Here is a 16,247-nt window from a genome sequence, read left to right on the forward strand (position 1 = left end):
GCGATATCTTGATGATATCGCAGGCCACAACAGATTTTAACGCCCAACGCGCGCCTGCAATGATGCCGGATAGCGTTCGCCGGTGATTTTCACTGTGTCCAGCGCCTGCGTGATTTTCCCCAAGTCTTCTGGTGAAAGTACCACGTCCGCAGCGCCCATATTTTCCTCCAGACGATGCAGTTTGGTGGTACCCGGAATCGGCACGATCCAAGGTTTTTGTGCCAGCAGCCAGGACAGGGCAATTTGCGCAGACGTCACGCCTTTCCCCGCAGCCAGTTCAGACAGCAAGACCACCAGCTTTTCATTGGCTTCGATCGCCTCAGCGGCAAAACGCGGCACCTGGCTGCGGAAATCATCCGCGCCAAAGGTCGTCCCGGTTTTGATCGCGCCGGTCAAAAAGCCTTTACCCAGCGGGCTGAACGGCACAAAGCCAATCCCCAGTTCTTCGAGCACCGGCATGATTTCCTGCTCCGGCTCACGCCACCACATTGAATATTCACTTTGCAGCGCCGCTACAGGCTGAACCGCATGTGCCCGGCGGATGGTCTGCGCACCGGCTTCAGAAAGGCCGAAGTGTTTCACTTTACCTTCTGCAATCAGGTCTTTTACCGCGCCCGCGACGTCTTCAATCGGCACATCCGGATCGACACGATGCTGATAGTAGAGATCGATAACGTCTGTTTTCAGGCGACGCAGCGATCCTTCCACCGCTTCGCGAATGTGCTCCGGGCGGCTGTTGAGATTCTGCTGCTTATTGTCTTCACCAAAGGTAAAGCCGAATTTCGTAGCAATCACCACGCGGTCGCGGAACGGTTTTAATGCTTCCCCGACCACTTCTTCGTTCAGGTAAGGGCCGTACACTTCGGCGGTATCAAAGAACGTCACGCCGCGTTCAACTGCCGCACGAATGAGCTCGACCGCCTGACGGGTATCCGTCGCCGGGCCGTAACCGTGGCTCAGGCCCATACAACCTAAGCCGAGCGCGGAGACTTCCAGTCCGGATTTTCCGAGATAACGTTTTTGCATGGGTAAGTTCCTCATGTTGAGTGAAATGCGTGATTACACGTCCAGTTTACGACCCGTCAGCCATTCAACCATCGCCGGGTCACGGTGCGAGAAGAAGGCGCTGGTGGCGGCATCCAGCGCGGTGATTTGCATCATCTGTTCTTCGCTGAGTTCGAAATCCTCAATAGTCATGTTCTCTTCCATGCGCTCTTTGCGAACGGATTTTGCCAGCGAAGCAATGCCGCGCTGGGTTAGCCAGCGCAGAACGACCTGACCCACGCTTTTGCCCCTTCGTAGCTGGTGTCCTGCAACCATAACTTGGTAGTGACGAACAGATCGCTGCGCGGGATGCTGCTCTGTTTCAGCGCATTACCGACCTGAGTTTCATTCTGATAGGACGCCGCGGTATCAATCAGGCGATAACCGGTTTCCAGCGCGTCGAGCACTGCGCGTTCGCATTCGGCCGCATCCGTCATCTGGAAGACGCCAAAGCCCAGCACGGGCATTTCAAGACCATCGTTCAGTTTGACTGTTTGCATGTCGTTATCCTTGTACTTGGGTATGTGAAAATCATAACCCAGAAGGATTTATCAGATTAGAGGCTGTAAATGGATAGGCTTTATGAGCAGGGCTCATTAATGAATTCAACTCATAGAGCTATTCGTAATTCATGATCTTATAACCGTGAAACATGAATGCTAATCTCGACCTATAAGAGTCAGGACAGTCCTGTCGCTTTTACTCTTATCCACGCCTTATTACTGCTGCCAGTTCACTTATCGTTGTGCCGATCGCCGTTATTGCGGCGGTCAGGGTATTGAAAATCACGTGTGATTCCGTTTCGTTTCGCGCACTGCATACTCCGGTTGTAAGAGGTATTTGTGATGCACAAAGAAATCATCAGGTCTTTAATCGGCTGGATTGAAGAAAATATCGACAAGCCGTTAAAAATTCGGGATGTCGCTGAAAAATCCGGCTATTCCAAATGGCACTTGCAGAGGATGTTTCAGCAGGAGACAGGCCACACGCTGGGGAATTATATCCGTGACCGTAAGCTGGCGCTGGCGGCAGATGAGCTTCTTCATACTAAAAATCCGGTGGTCGATATTTCATATAAATACGGATATGACTCACAGCAGTCTTTTTCGCGAACTTTTTCCCGGAAATACAGCTTACCGCCACAGGCCTACAGGAGAATGCATCAGTCACATCCGGCGTAATTATGTTGAGTTTTTATTGGGCGCTTTTTTGCATTAATCATTACGTTGTTATTTGAGGTGGGAATTCATGAATCATTTAGGGCTTTTAAAGCCTTTGGCAGCCTTTTGTCTGTTATCAGGGAGTTGGGTATTAACGGGGTGTGATGAGAGCGGAAATACCGCCTCTGCGCAGCAAAAATTAACCGACGTTAACGTTATAAAACTCACCACTGCGCCGCTGAAGATGACCTCTGAATTACCGGGAAGAACGTCTGCGCTGCGTATTGCCGAGGTGCGTCCGCAGGTGTCCGGGATTATTCAAAAACGGTTATTCACCGAAGGCAGCGACGTGAATGCAGGGCAGGCGCTGTACCAGATTGACCCCGCGCCGTATCAGGCCGTTCTGGACAGCGCTTTGGGAAACCTCGCACAAGCCGAGGCCAGCGCGCGGATCGCAGTAACCACGGTGAATCGTTACCGCACGCTGACCGGCACGCATTACATCAGCCAGCAGGATTTCGATCAGGCGCAGGCCACTGCCCAACAGGCTCAGGCCGCGGTCGTCGCAGCCAAAGCAGCGGTGAAATCAGCCCGTATTAATCTGCAATACACCACCGTCACGTCGCCAATTGCCGGGCGGATCGGGCGCTCTTCGGTGACAGAAGGGGCGCTGGTGCAAAACGCGCAAACTTCCTCGCTGACGACCGTTCAGCAGCTGGATCAGATGTATGTCGATGTTACCCAGTCGGGGGAGGAATTCCTGCGCCTGCGTCAGGCGATGTCGGACGGCGAAATTAAACAAACCGCCGGTAACGCCGAGGTGACCGTGATGCTCTCTGACGGCAGTATCTATGCGCCAAAAGGCGCGCTGGAATTCTCCGATGTCACCGTCGATGAAACCACGGGTTCTATTACCCTGCGCGCGGTGATCCCCAATCCTCAGCACCGTTTACTGCCCGGCATGTTTGTCCGTGCGCGGCTGGACGAGGGCGTTATTCCGACCGCATTGCTGGTGCCGCAGGTGGCCGTCACCCGTAATCCGCGCGGTGAGGCGACCGCACTGGTGGTCGGTGCGGATAACAAAGTGGCGCTGAAAAACATCACCACCGGCAAAGCGCTTGATGACCAATGGCAGGTGCTGTCCGGTCTGTCGGCGGGCGATCGCGTGGTGGTATCAGGTGTACAGAAAATCAAGCCGGGAGAGGCCGTCGAGCCTCATGAGCAGCCAGCAAAGTCTTAATCAGGGAACGCTGAAATATGTCTAAATTCTTTATCGATCGCCCCATCTTTGCCTGGGTGATTGCCATCATTGTGATGCTCGCTGGCGCGATTTCCATCCTCAATTTGCCGGTTGAACAATATCCAAGCGTTGCGCCCCCGGCGGTGCAGATCCGCGCGCAGTATCCCGGCGCGGATGCGACGACTTTGCAGAACTCGGTAACGCAGGTCATCGAACAAAACATGAATGGCCTCGATGGCCTGATGTATATGTCATCGACCAGCGACTCATCGGGCACGTTGCAGCTCACGCTGTCGTTCAAAACCGGCACCGATGCGGATATCGCGCAGGTTCAGGTGCAGAATAAATTGCAGCTGGCCACGCCGCTGTTGCCTTCTGAAGTGCAGCAGCAGGGGATCACCGTCAGAAAATCGTCCAGCACCTTCATGATGGTGGTCGGTTTTGTGAACAGCAACGGCACGATGACTCAGCAGGATATTTCGGATTACGTGGGCTCGAATATCAAAGATCCGATTAGCCGCATTGACGGCGTCGGCGATACGCAGATTTTCGGCTCGCAGTACGCTATGCGCATCTGGCTGGATCCGAACAAGCTGAACAATTTCCAGCTCACGCCGGTGGATGTCATCGCCGAGCTGAACACCCAGAATGCGCAGGTGGCCGCCGGGCAGATTGGCGGAGCACCGCCGGTGCCGGGGCAGCAGCTCAATGCTTCCCTGATTGCGCAAACCCGCCTGATTTCACCGGATGAATTCGGCGATATTTTGCTGAAAGTGAACGCCGACGGTTCTCAGGTGCGGTTGCATGACGTCGCCCGTATTGAGCGCGGCGGTGAGGATTATCAGTTTGTGGTGAAAATCAACGGACAACCGGCATCAGCATTGGGGATCCAGCTGGCAACCGGGGCTAACGCGCTTGATACCGCGGCGGCTGTGCGCACCGAACTGGAACAGCTGCGCCCGTTCTTCCCGGACGGCCTGCAGGTGGTGTATCCGTACGACACGACGCCGTTTATCAAAATCTCGATTAATGAGGTGGTGAAAACGCTGTTCGAAGCCATTGTGCTGGTGTTTATGGTGATGTTCCTGTTCCTGCAAAACTTCCGCGCAACGCTGATCCCGACGATCGCCGTACCGGTAGTACTGCTGGGCACCTTCGGCATTCTGGCGGCCTGTGGTTTTACCATCAACACCCTGACCATGTTTGGCATGGTGCTGGCCATCGGCCTGCTGGTTGATGACGCCATTGTGGTGGTGGAGAACGTCGAGCGCGTAATGGCCGAGGAGGGGCTGTCGCCAAAAGCGGCGACGCGTAAATCAATGGAGCAGATCCAGGGCGCGCTGGTCGGCATTGCACTGGTGCTCTCGGCGGTGTTTGTGCCAATGGCATTCTTCGGCGGTACAACCGGCGTTATCTACCGTCAGTTCTCCATCACGATCGTGTCAGCAATGGCGCTGTCTGTGTTTGTTGCACTGATCCTCACGCCTGCGCTGTGCGTCACGTTGCTCAAACCTGTTACAAAAGGCGAACACGGCAAAACCACCGGATTCTTTGGCTGGTTCAACCGCAAGTTTGACCAGAGTACGCAGCATTACACGTCTTCGGTCGCGCGGATTTTACAAAGCTCCGGACGCTATATCGTGATTTATCTGCTGATCGTCGCGGGCATGGTGGCGATGTTTGTTCATCTGCCGACGTCTTTTCTGCCGGAAGAAGATCAGGGCGTACTGGCAACTCAGGCCATTTTACCGGCGGGTGCGACGCAGGAACGGACGCAGAAAGTGCTCGATACCATTACCGATCACTATCTGCATGGCGAAAGAAACAACGTGGCTAACGTTCTGACGGTCAACGGCTACGGATTTGCCGGACGCGGACAGAATGTCGGCATTGCCTTTGTCGGCCTGAAAGACTGGAGCGAGCGGCCAGGGGATGACAACAAAGTCACTGCGATTGTGCAGCGTGCCAATGCGACGTTTTCAAAAATCATCGACGGCACCGTCGTGGCCTTTAATCTGCCGCCGATTATCGCGCTCGGTAACGCCACCGGTTTTGATTTTGAGCTGATCGACCGGGGCAATCTGGGGCACGAGAAACTGCTGGAAGCGCGTAACCAACTGCTGGCGCTGGCGGCGCAGCATCCTGACGTGCTGATGGCGGTGCGTGCGAACGGCATGGAAGATACGCCACAGTACAAAGTGACCATCGATCAGGAAAAAGCCAAAGCGCTGGGGCTGTCACTGGCGGATATCAACACCACGCTGTCCGCTGCGTGGGGCGGCAGTTATGTTAACGACTTCGTCGATAATGGCCGCGTCAAGAAAGTTTATGTGATGAGTGATGCGCAGTACCGCATGATGCCCGACGATCTCAACGACTGGTTCGTGCGTGCCACTAACGGCAAAATGGTACCGTTCGCCAGCTTCTCCACCGCAAAATGGGTTTACGGTTCACCGCGTCTGGAGCGCTATAACGGCCTGTCTTCTCTGGAGATCCTGGGTCAACCTGCACCGGGGAAAAGCTCGGGCGAAGCGATGGCGCTGATGGAAGAACTGGCGACGCAACTGCCAGCGGGTATCAGCCATGACTGGACGGGAATGTCCTATCAGGAACGCATGAGCGGTGAACAGGCACCGGCGCTGTACGCCATTTCGCTGGTGGTGGTTTTCCTCTGTCTGGCGGCATTGTATGAGAGCTGGTCGATCCCGTTCTCGGTCATGCTGGTGGTGCCGCTGGGCGTGGTCGGTGCGTTACTGGCGACCAGCCTGCGCGGGCTGAATAATGACGTGTACTTCGTGGTCGGGCTGCTGACCACAATCGGGCTGGCGGCCAAAAACGCCATCCTGATCGTCGAGTTCGCCAACGATCTGATGCTTAAAGAAGGCAAGCCGCTGATTGAAGCAACGCTGGAGGCGGTGCGGATGCGTTTACGCCCGATCCTGATGACCTCACTGGCGTTTATTCTCGGGGTTCTGCCGCTGGCGATCAGCAACGGTGCGGGTTCGGGCGCACAGAATGCCGTCGGTACCGGCGTGATGGGCGGGATGATTTCCGCCACGCTGCTCGCGATTTTCTTCGTGCCGGTGTTTTTCGTGGTGGTGCGTCGTCGTTTCAGTAAAACCGCGAGTACGGGCGAAGAGTAAAAATTAGCGCGGCTACCGGTTAAGGCACCGTCGTTAATCAGGGGGAGCGGAGGAAGATATTTCCTCCGCTTCTTCATTGTATCAGCTTCTACCTGAGTAAAAACTGAATGAGTGACCCTAACATATACAGGCCGAATGCGGTTTGTATCAGAATGAAGACCCATCGGACATAGCGCCATTGATGGCGTTCTCTGGCGTTTGCCTGCGAAATAGCGCCACCGGGATCCTGCCTTTTTCTTCTTCTCCTTCTCAGGGTTTCCCGAATCCAAATAAAAATAATCAATACAACCAATATTTTGAGAAGCACCAGGCTATCTATATCGAAATGTGTTTCCCAACTCCAGCTGGTATTTTCCATTCCCTGTTACCCTTTACCTTTTTTGTTATTGAATATTATGAGTTATAACAAGTAATTGGCTTTATATCCATGTAATAAAAGTGGGTAATTTAAGGCGCCTGCCGACGCGTCCATTCATCTGCCACGTCACCCAGGTTTTTAGGCTGGTCATTGCGTATCCATGCCATAAAATCCCGGTCAAATGTAAAGTGTGCGCCGCATTGCTCAAGCATGAAACGCCGGACATTTTGGGTATTTTTATAGTGCTTATCTACGGGGGTGGCGCGGGTTAACGTCTCGCTGTGCCAGTCAAATGCCATCTATTTCTCCGGCGGAAAATGGTATGGTGAATTATAGCGCAGGGCATTGATATTTTGGGGAATGGCATGACGAATATCGGGACAATCAGACAACATCCGTGCAGGCTTTGGGTAACATGTTAAAAAAAATCATTCTGTCAGTCAGTCTCTTTGGGATTTTATCGGGTTCAGCCGCAGCCGCTTCGGACAGCTGGTATGTGCTCGATAACTACGAAGGAACGATCGGGAAATCTCCGGTTCACGTCTCTCTTCAGCGTTATTCCTTTGGCGGAGAAACAAATGTTAAAGGGAGCTACTATTACGATAAATATCGTTCTCCCATTCCGCTCTACGGGAAAATAACGTCTGATGCCATCGTGCTTTGTGAGGTCGCTAATGATCAGGAATACGACGATTATCTGACTCAAGGTAAAAAATATGACCTCAATACCTGCCCGTTAAAACTTACCAACGGTGGGGATGTTCTTCATGGTACGTGGCAGAACGCCAAACGTACGCTGGATGTCGTATTGAATAAGACGGCTTCCATGGATAAAGCCGCCATCTCGGGCAACCCTGCGAAAACGATTGAAATTCCATTTTGGGGGCAAACGGCGTCGCACAGTTTTATTGGCATCTATGAAATGAAAGATGATGGCCTGTCAGTGAATAAAGTGATGGCTCTCAACAAGTCTTCAGGGAAAGTGGATCAGGTCATTGATCCTCAACTGCATCAATGTGATTTTGGATTTTACATGACGGCTATTTACCAAAACATTGAGCGTCTGAATAATTCCTCACAAATAGCCTTAAATTGCTACAGCAAAACCGATTTCAGTGTCGTTTACGGCCTGAATCAGGTTAAGCAGACTTATTCATTTGTCGATTAACTGCTGAATCGCAGGGGGATCGTACATGCAGCGACGGTTCCCCTGGCCAATCCTGATGATTGTAAAATTTAAATAATCCAATAAATGAAAGATAACTCTCACATATTAATAACATTTTGAAATTGTACGTTTTTTAGCATTTAGCTTATTTAAACTAATCATTTAGATGCTTTCCATTGACCGTTATATCCTCGGGAAGTTAATGTTATCCGGCCTTGATTGAGGCGATTAATAAATATAAAGGAATATTATTATGATTAAATTAAATATGACTGAAGCAAAGAAAGTTGTTGGTGGCGATTCCCGACTGGATTATCAATGGCAATCAGTGCGCGGCAATTGCCGTGCCTATTACCAGGAATTAGATAAACATGGCAACGTTACAAAAAGTACTGACATGGGCATTGTAAGTAATCGCAACTGCGGTCACTAATGTAAGCGAGTTCTGATAGACTTAATAGTCTGGTGTATGAAGAAATTACATCATTCACCAGTCTATTATTGAAGTTAATTTAGAAATGGCGCTGAAAGAGCCCTGCTAACAGTAGTTGTTATAACAAAAGCTTGGGGTTGTTATGCGATATTTCGTTGTTAGTTTTTATATTACACTGAAGTGTTTTTTCGATAATACTTTCAAAAAAATAAACAGTATTAGTAAATTTTTTCGTGAAAAGTTAACTCCCCGCAGTATGAATTTAAGAATATTATTTGCTATTCTACATTTACAGCGCTTTTTGAAACTGACGGGTAAAAATAAAAACAAATGCGCCGATGTTGCTGGTGAAAATATTCGGTGTTTGTTAGGTCCTAACAGAAAGATAAATTTCGTTTGGCTGACACAGCGGCGCGAAGCCTTAGATTACGCCGCAACATTTGGCCGGGACGAGAAGATAATGGCACAACTGGACGATTGTGCGGCCCAGCTGAATAAAATAGTGAAACCTTTGCATGATATGGGTTCACCCGTTGTGTTAGCTCCGATGCATATGGTCTCAGATATTCTTTCTGGCATCGTTGCCGGAAAGGCATATCCGGGTAATGGTACCGTTATTGTTTCCGCAAATGCAGAGGCGTATCAGTCCGAAGACCGCCGCAGGGGCGGTGTCAATCTGACTTACTGCTCAATACACGGAAACAATGAAGGGATTGCAGAAAATATTATGTCAGCTTGCCTGAGTGCAGCTAAACATGACACGAATATTATTATCTTCCCCGACATTGTCCCTGAGTACACATATAAGACTGGTGCAACGTTTTCTTCGAGAATAAATTGCACTATGTTTGGGCGCAAAGCGAGTTTGCACAGTGGGGTATTCAGACTTGCGAAAGTCATTTCAGCGAAAGTTGTTTTCTTTTATCTTTATTACGAAGATGGGATAAAGATTCACATCCATCCTCCAATGGATAAAAAGGAAGCATTCACCAGTATGCCTGGGCTGATTGAAAGTGCCATCAGGGAACATCCCCAAGACTGGTTGTTATGGCACCTTCATTCGTTATATTTTATTAATCACTAAGTTAAAAATTGGATATGAATAATTCTATTCCTACAATGGTATTTCAAAGTGAAATCAATGAGTGTGGGCTTGCTTGCATTGCAATGCTTGCAGAAACTCAGGGTGTTGAAATATCATTGGCCAGTTTACGCGAAAGACACCCTATTTCAGTGCATGGAACATCGCTTGATAAACTCAGTGATATCCTGACGGAATTAGACATTCCAACGTATCCAGTATTATTTGACTTTGATGAGCTCAATGCGCTTCCTTTACCTTGTATTCTGCATTATGGCGCGGGTCACTATGTGATATTGGCCTATCGCAAAGGCCGCCATGTTTGCGTTATGAATCCTGGTGTTGGCCAGCAATTTTTGTCTATTGATGCACTTAAACGAGACATCAGTGGTTACGCGCTTGTCATCGATGAAGAAATCACAACGCATCGCCCAAACGAAAAAAATAAATCAAGGGGGAATTCATTTTTCTCCTGCATGAGTTTACGTCAAACCGCGAAAGTCAGAGGCATTTATACGCTGATGACGCTGACGCTATTAGTATCCTTAACACTTTTCGTTATGCCAGTGATGGTCAGCCAGGCGATAAACAATGTTTACACGTCTGCCGGGCAGCAAGATTTCCCATATGGACTTTTCCTGCTGGTCTTTGTCATTTCTACCGCGCTTGCATTATCTGTCCGTTGGGTAACTGAAAGACATATTAAACAGTTTTCATTTTTGAACAGTACTTCGGGTTTTTCCCGTCTGCTTAATAATCCGCTTCGTTTTTTTGAACGTCGTGCACCAGGGGACATATTTAGCCGTTTTACGGCATGGGAAGCGGCAGCCGGACGAAAAATTGAGCTGGATAATAGTTTAAGAACAGACTGGCTCGTTGGCTTGCTGGCATTTAGCGTTCTGGTTTATATGAATCTTTCGTTGGCATTAGTCTCTTTTGCCGGGGTAACGGCCATGGGGTTAGTCAGTGTTTGGGCAATTTATCGTGACCGTTTTTACACTCAAACGCTGCAAATCAGAACCGCAGAGCAGAATGAATTCATTCTGGAAACACTCCAGGGCTTTAACACAATCAAATCCTCCGGGCTGGTGGAACTACGCAAAAAAGGATTTGCGAAGTTAACGTATTCATTATTTAGCTGTGTACGCGATAAGAATGTTTATGAACAGGTGAAGAACAGTATTTACCAGCTGGTAGGAAGTCTGGAAATGGTGTTTTTTATGCTGTTGGCTTTACCATTGCTTAAAGATGGCAGGCTTTCTTTGGGGGATTTCTTTGCCTATAGTTTTGTTCGACAAATATTTTCGTCTTATATCACTAAGATATTTTTTTCCGTTATCCAGAAGAATCAGCTTCAGGTTATTGATAACCGAGCAGAAGATATCTTTCCCTCCGCAGTCGATCACGTTAGCAAACCTGAAGCTGGCATAGCAGTCACTACATTCAATCATTCTCTGGAATACAGAAACCTTTCTTTCCGTTATGACAGTGTGGATACGACGCTGCAAAATGTTTCGCTTTGTATTCCTAAGGGACAAATGCTGGCAATCACAGGAAATTCGGGGGCAGGTAAAAGTACCTTAATAAAAGTGATGTCGGGTGGACTGATCCCTGAATCAGGGGAGATCCAGGCTGATGGCGTTTCAGTGACCGCTTCTGCGATCAGTTCGCTTTTTTATTTGTTGTCCCAGGAGGATATTCTTTTTAATGCTTCCGTTGCAGAAAATATAAGTCTTTTTGATCCGGATTTTGACAGAAGCAAGCTTGAATATATGTCTGGATTGCTTAAGGCATTAGATATGGGAGATATAGTGGACAAACTCCCCGGAGGAATGATGGCGAAGATCCGCGAAAGTTACACTGGACTTTCGCTTGGGCAACGCCAGCGCTTATTGCTTGCTCGCGCTATGTACAGTAACAGGCCCGTAATTATTCTGGATGAGCCTACCGCGAATCTCGATGACGACACCGCATTTACCGTGGCTAATGCTTTGATATCGCATTGCCGCAACGAAGGTAAAACACTGATCGTGGTGACCCATAATACGGCTATTTTGCCACTGTTTGACCATGCCTGCTGTATTGAACAGGGTAGGTTAGTCCGCCTTTCTCCTGCGCTATCAGATATGAATCCGTTATGAAAAAGAAATCGGTCGTTATATGGAGCCTGGTTATTCTGTGTGCCGTATCTGCCACAGCTTACTTTATTTTTAACCAACAACATCATTCATCACCGGCAGGGGTTCTTGCAAAAATCACCCGTGGTGATATTCAAACGACGGTCATTACCACCGGGACATTAAAACCTATTCGCCAGGTCAGTATTGGTGCGCAGGTGAATGGTCAATTAAAAAAGCTCTACGTGCATCAGGGCGACAGAGTAAATAAAGGGCAACTGCTTGCTGAAATAGACCCGATTTTGCAACAAAACGAATTGCGGAAATCCGAAGCAGAACTTGCAAGCGCGCGTGCGCAATTGCGGTCATCACAAGTGCTGCTTAAACAGTATCAACTTGCTTTGCGTCGTCAGAAAGTGATGTTGAGGGAAGGCTCTGGAGTAGCAAGTGACCTTGAAGAAGCACAGTCCCTTTTTGATTCTCAACTCGAACAGCTGGAAATGAATAAGGCACAGATAGTCCAATCCGAAATGGCGGTGGAAACAGCCAGAGCAAATGTAGGCTATACGAGACTTGTTGCCCCAATAGAGGGTGAAGTCCTGGGCGTCGTAACTCAGGAAGGGCAAACGATCGTTTCCTCGCAAACTGCCCCGACCATTATGGTACTGGCTGATCTTAGCGTTATGCATATTCAGACCCGTATTTCGGAAGCAGACATTCTTAAGGTCAAATCAGGCCAACCTTTGTCATTCTATGTTCTCGCCCAACCATCACGTCTCTATACCAGCGTGATGGGCGAAATTCAAAATGCCCCGGATGGGGTGCTTAATAATACCAATGAAATATCCAATAACTCACAGCAGTCTTTGGCTATTTACTACAGTGGTGTTTTTGAGATAACCAATACTGAGCGCTTGCTGAAAACCTCCATGACTGCGCAAGTTTCGATTGTAGTGAATGATGTGAAAAACGTTCTGCGCATCCCACTTTCTGCGCTACAGGAAAGAGATGCACAAGGGCGCTATTACGTAACACTCATTGACGGAAAGCAGAGGATTTCCCGTGAAGTTGAAATTGGTGCGCACAATAACGTTTTCGCTGAAGTGAAATCGGGGCTTGTGGAAGGCCAAAGTGTTGAGATCCCACCTTTAGCTCTTGAGACTGCCATCGATGGCTAATCTGACTGCGTTCCGCCTCGTGGATGTGAATCGTACCTTCATTTCGGGTGATCTTGCGGTGCATGTGCTTAAGAACATTTCGCTCGAGATAAAGCAGGGCGAAATGGTCGCCATTATGGGCCCTTCAGGCTCGGGGAAATCATCGCTAATGAACCTGCTGGGCTGTTTAGATCAGCCGAGCAGCGGAAAGATTTATGTGGCAGGTATAGAGACTACCGGAGCCAGCAGCAATCAGCTCGCGTCGCTGCGCAGCCAGCATATAGGTTTTATTTTTCAACGTTATCACCTGATGCCCTATCTCAACTCACAAGATAATGTCGCAGTGCCTGCGCGTTATACGTCGATGGATAAAACAGAGCAAATTGAACGTTCCAGCAGCTTACTGACCCGTCTTGGGCTTGATGAAAAAATATTCCATAAACCCTCGCAATTATCCGGTGGGCAGCAACAGCGCGTCAGTATTGCACGGGCTTTAATGAACGGGGCTGAAATTATTCTTGCCGATGAACCGACCGGGGCATTGGATGCTGCGAGTGGAAAAGAAGTGATGGCAATATTACATAGCCTTCATCAGGCTGGTCATACCATCATTCTGGTCACGCACGATCCGCTTATTGCCAATCAGGCAGGACGTATCATTGAGATCGATGATGGCCAAATTGTCGCTGACCATGCGGCCAGCTCGACAAATGACTTTCATCAACACACATCACTGTTACACATTACCACCAGCACCGAGCGTCCGGGACTCTTTCAAAGCCTGAAAGACGCTATTTCTATGGCCTGGCAGGCGTTACGTGGACACCGCGCTCGCGCATTACTCTCAATGCTTGGCATGATTATTGGTGTTGTTTCCATCATCGTGTCAATGGCTGTGGGTAATGGTGCAAAGCAAAAAATTCTTCATGATATAAGCGATCTAGGCGTCAAATCGCTGACTATACACCCTGGCATTGGGTGGAGCGATATCCGTCCTGATTTAGCCTTCAGTCTTTCAGTACGTGATGCAGAAATGCTGCAACATCAAGATTTCACTAAAAATATTTCACCTATTGTTAATACTTCTGTCGATGCATTGGCGAACGGGCAAAATGTTTTTCTCGAGTTGCACGGTGTCGATCAGGGCTATTTTGCTATTCATCGAATGGTCTTAGTGATGGGCAGGCATTTTAACTCAGGTGACCTGGCAGAGAGAGCTGCCGGGTTAGTGATCGACACCCAAACCGCAAAGAGTTTATTTCCTCATAACGGCCATCCAGTCGGCGAAATTATTCAACTTCGTGGTGTGCCATTTGTCATTATCGGCGTGATGGAAATTAGTGGGGTAGTCCCCAGCAGGAGTGGGTTGCAGGGATGGATCCCCTTCACGACGATGCAGGATCGCCTGGAAGGGCCGGTTGCTCTTAACTTGATTGAGTTGCAGCTCAAAGATGGGCTGGCAATGAAATCTTCTCAACAGCGGGTTGAGCATCTGCTGGACATAGTCCATGGCCGCCGTGATTTCTTCATTCAGAGCGATGACATGATGTTAAGCGCGGTGAAAAAAACCTCGGATTCTTTGACCCTCCTGGTGGCCACTATCGCAGGGATCTCGCTCATCGTCGGTGGCATAGGCGTGATGAATATCATGCTGGTTTCCGTCAAAGAAAGAACCCACGAAATTGGTATACGGTTAGCCGTGGGTGCCAGGGAGCAAGATATTTTGCGGCAGTTTCTGGTGGAATCTGTGGTGATTTGCCTGATGGGCTCGCTGATCGGAATTGTGCTTGCCATCGTTGCAGGCTGCACATTCGCATTATGCACGAATAAATTCCCCCTCGTTTTCACGATGCCTCCGATTTTATTCTCCTGCTGTTTCTCCGGCCTGATTGGACTTGGATTCGGCTTCTTCCCTGCGCGGAATGCCGCTCGTTTAAATCCGACTGAGGCTCTGACTCGAGAATGAGGATCCTACAAGTAACCTTTATCGCCCTTGCATTAACGGCGTGTGGCTCATTGGTTAAAGCCGACTATAAGCGTCCAGAGTTAACTCTTCCGATGCAGTGGAGTACACAGGAGACAGGCTCCGCGTGGTTAGCAAGCTCAGGTCACTGGTGGACTGTGTTTGGCGATCCTCAATTAACGCACGCCATTGATGACGTTCTTACGCGAAATAACGATTTAGCTATTGCTGGATTTAGACTGCAACAAGCCCGGCTGGACAGCAATCTTTCGGATACCAATCTCACCCCGGATGTCAGCGTCTCTGGCAGTGCGGATAACACCAAAAATATCCGGCATCATACTAATTCCGTTGAAGGCTATAGCTCTTCCGTGAGTTTGAGTTATGAGCTTGATCTGTGGGGAAAATTGGCACGTATGCGCGAACAGTCTGCCTGGCAGGCTGAGGCAACGGCGTTGGAGCGCCAGAATACGGCTCTGACCCTCATTGGGACGACTGCCCAGTACTATTGGCAAATAGCCGGAATAAATCAAAAAATTGATAATTCTCAGCGCAGCCTGGCGATCGCCGAAGAAACCAAAGTCGTCACGACATCACGATTCACCGCAGGCGCGGTGAGTCAGCTGGATGTATTGCAAGCCACCCAGTCAGTGTTGGAACAAGAAAATAATCTGAAAGATTTATTCCAACAGCGCGAGGAGATACGCAATTCTCTTGCGATTTTGTTCAACAGACCTCCCTCAATGCGACTGCCAGAGCGTGATGGTTTGGATTTAACACAAACCATCGAATTGAAGATGAGTCTGCCAGTTGAGGTTATCCGCCGCAGGCCAGATGTGCAGTCGGCCGAATCGGCACTACGCGCCGCGCTTGCAGGTTCTGATGTCGCCGCATTGAACTTTTATCCCACCGTGTCTTTAAGCGCCGTGTTAAGTGCTGGCAGCAGTGTATTTAGTCAATGGTTTTCCGAACCAGGCAGAGTCATTGGTAGCAGCGTGGTCCTGCCATTTGTTGAATGGAATAAGGTACAACTGACCATCGCACGCTCAAAACTTGATGTAAAAACCGCAGCCTCTACCTTCCAGCAAAAGGTGTATTCAGCACTTTCTGATGTCGAAAAATCGCTCACACAGCGGCAGAAATGGTCGCAGCAGAGGGAGAATACGTTGATCTCTCTGGCGTTAAGCCAGCAACGGCTAAAACTGGCAAAAAGTCAGTATCTCGCTGGCGCGCAGCCCATTGAAACCTGGCTGGATGCACAGAACAACCTCCTGACCGTTGAAAATCAGTTATCTGATATTCAGAACAATTACCTCAACTCTACGATGCAACTCTGGCTCGCTATTGGTGGAGAGGAGATCCGGGAATGACCCTCTTTCTAAG

The 16,247-nt window shown here is 49.3% G+C and carries 13 protein-coding genes and 1 pseudogene; 10 read left to right on the top strand and 4 right to left on the bottom strand.

Going from position 1 to position 16,247, the window contains the following annotated elements; translation table 11 throughout:
* Window positions 1–36: 36 nt before the first annotated feature.
* Window positions 37–1,026 carry an aldo/keto reductase gene (locus tag I2123_RS22465; RefSeq protein ID WP_213052823.1) on the bottom strand — a complete coding sequence of 330 codons (990 nt, stop codon included), beginning with the start codon at window positions 1,024–1,026 and terminating at the stop codon, window positions 37–39.
* 33 nt (window positions 1,027–1,059) lie between these two features.
* Window positions 1,060–1,544 (bottom strand): annotated as a pseudogene (locus I2123_RS22470) (aldo/keto reductase).
* A gap of 345 nt (window positions 1,545–1,889) precedes the next feature.
* On the opposite strand from I2123_RS22470, the gene I2123_RS22475 reads away from it, so the two are divergent.
* From I2123_RS22475 to I2123_RS22485, 3 genes are all read left to right on the top strand, one after another.
* Complete coding sequence (locus I2123_RS22475; protein WP_112167899.1) at window positions 1,890–2,225, top strand: helix-turn-helix domain-containing protein; 336 nt, start codon at window positions 1,890–1,892, stop codon at window positions 2,223–2,225.
* 67 nt (window positions 2,226–2,292) lie between these two features.
* Complete coding sequence (locus I2123_RS22480) at window positions 2,293–3,444, top strand: efflux RND transporter periplasmic adaptor subunit (protein ID WP_213052824.1); 1,152 nt, start codon at window positions 2,293–2,295, stop codon at window positions 3,442–3,444.
* 17 nt (window positions 3,445–3,461) lie between these two features.
* On the top strand, window positions 3,462–6,587 hold the full coding sequence (locus I2123_RS22485; RefSeq protein ID WP_213052825.1) for an efflux RND transporter permease subunit: 3,126 nt from the start codon (window positions 3,462–3,464) through the stop codon (window positions 6,585–6,587).
* A gap of 88 nt (window positions 6,588–6,675) precedes the next feature.
* Here I2123_RS22485 and I2123_RS22490 read toward each other — a convergent pair whose 3' ends face one another.
* Both I2123_RS22490 and I2123_RS22495 read right to left on the bottom strand, forming a co-directional pair.
* Window positions 6,676–6,945, bottom strand: coding sequence for a hypothetical protein (locus I2123_RS22490; protein ID WP_244207814.1), 270 nt, complete (start codon window positions 6,943–6,945; stop codon window positions 6,676–6,678).
* Window positions 6,946–7,034: 89 nt separating this feature from the next.
* Window positions 7,035–7,244 (bottom strand): DUF6434 domain-containing protein, encoded by a 210-nt coding sequence (locus I2123_RS22495; protein WP_213052826.1) that lies wholly within the window; start codon window positions 7,242–7,244, stop codon window positions 7,035–7,037.
* Window positions 7,245–7,360: 116 nt separating this feature from the next.
* On the opposite strand from I2123_RS22495, the gene I2123_RS22500 reads away from it, so the two are divergent.
* The 7 genes from I2123_RS22500 (at window position 7,361) to I2123_RS22530 (ending at window position 16,234) form a co-directional block, all read left to right on the top strand.
* Window positions 7,361–8,113 carry a hypothetical protein gene (locus I2123_RS22500; RefSeq protein ID WP_213052827.1) on the top strand — a complete coding sequence of 251 codons (753 nt, stop codon included), beginning with the start codon at window positions 7,361–7,363 and terminating at the stop codon, window positions 8,111–8,113.
* A gap of 253 nt (window positions 8,114–8,366) precedes the next feature.
* A complete protein-coding gene (locus I2123_RS22505; RefSeq protein ID WP_112167904.1) occupies window positions 8,367–8,546 on the top strand; it encodes a DUF4762 family protein in 180 nt (59 codons plus the stop codon).
* Between the two features lie 142 nt (window positions 8,547–8,688).
* Complete coding sequence (locus tag I2123_RS22510) at window positions 8,689–9,630, top strand: LpxL/LpxP family acyltransferase (protein ID WP_213052828.1); 942 nt, start codon at window positions 8,689–8,691, stop codon at window positions 9,628–9,630.
* Between the two features lie 14 nt (window positions 9,631–9,644).
* Window positions 9,645–11,768 (top strand): peptidase domain-containing ABC transporter, encoded by a 2,124-nt coding sequence (locus I2123_RS22515; RefSeq protein ID WP_213052829.1) that lies wholly within the window; start codon window positions 9,645–9,647, stop codon window positions 11,766–11,768.
* Window positions 11,765–12,922, top strand: coding sequence for an efflux RND transporter periplasmic adaptor subunit (locus I2123_RS22520; protein WP_112167906.1), 1,158 nt, complete (start codon window positions 11,765–11,767; stop codon window positions 12,920–12,922). Before I2123_RS22515 ends, I2123_RS22520 begins: the two co-directional genes overlap by 4 nt.
* Window positions 12,915–14,867 (top strand): ABC transporter permease, encoded by a 1,953-nt coding sequence (locus I2123_RS22525; RefSeq protein ID WP_213052830.1) that lies wholly within the window; start codon window positions 12,915–12,917, stop codon window positions 14,865–14,867. The genes I2123_RS22520 and I2123_RS22525 overlap by 8 nt, the downstream gene beginning before the upstream one ends.
* Window positions 14,864–16,234 (top strand): efflux transporter outer membrane subunit, encoded by a 1,371-nt coding sequence (locus I2123_RS22530; protein ID WP_213052831.1) that lies wholly within the window; start codon window positions 14,864–14,866, stop codon window positions 16,232–16,234. The genes I2123_RS22525 and I2123_RS22530 overlap by 4 nt, the downstream gene beginning before the upstream one ends.
* The last annotated feature ends 13 nt before the right edge of the window (window positions 16,235–16,247 follow it).

The organism is Rahnella inusitata (assembly GCF_018288855.1).
Taxonomy (GTDB): domain Bacteria; phylum Pseudomonadota; class Gammaproteobacteria; order Enterobacterales; family Enterobacteriaceae; genus Rahnella; species Rahnella inusitata.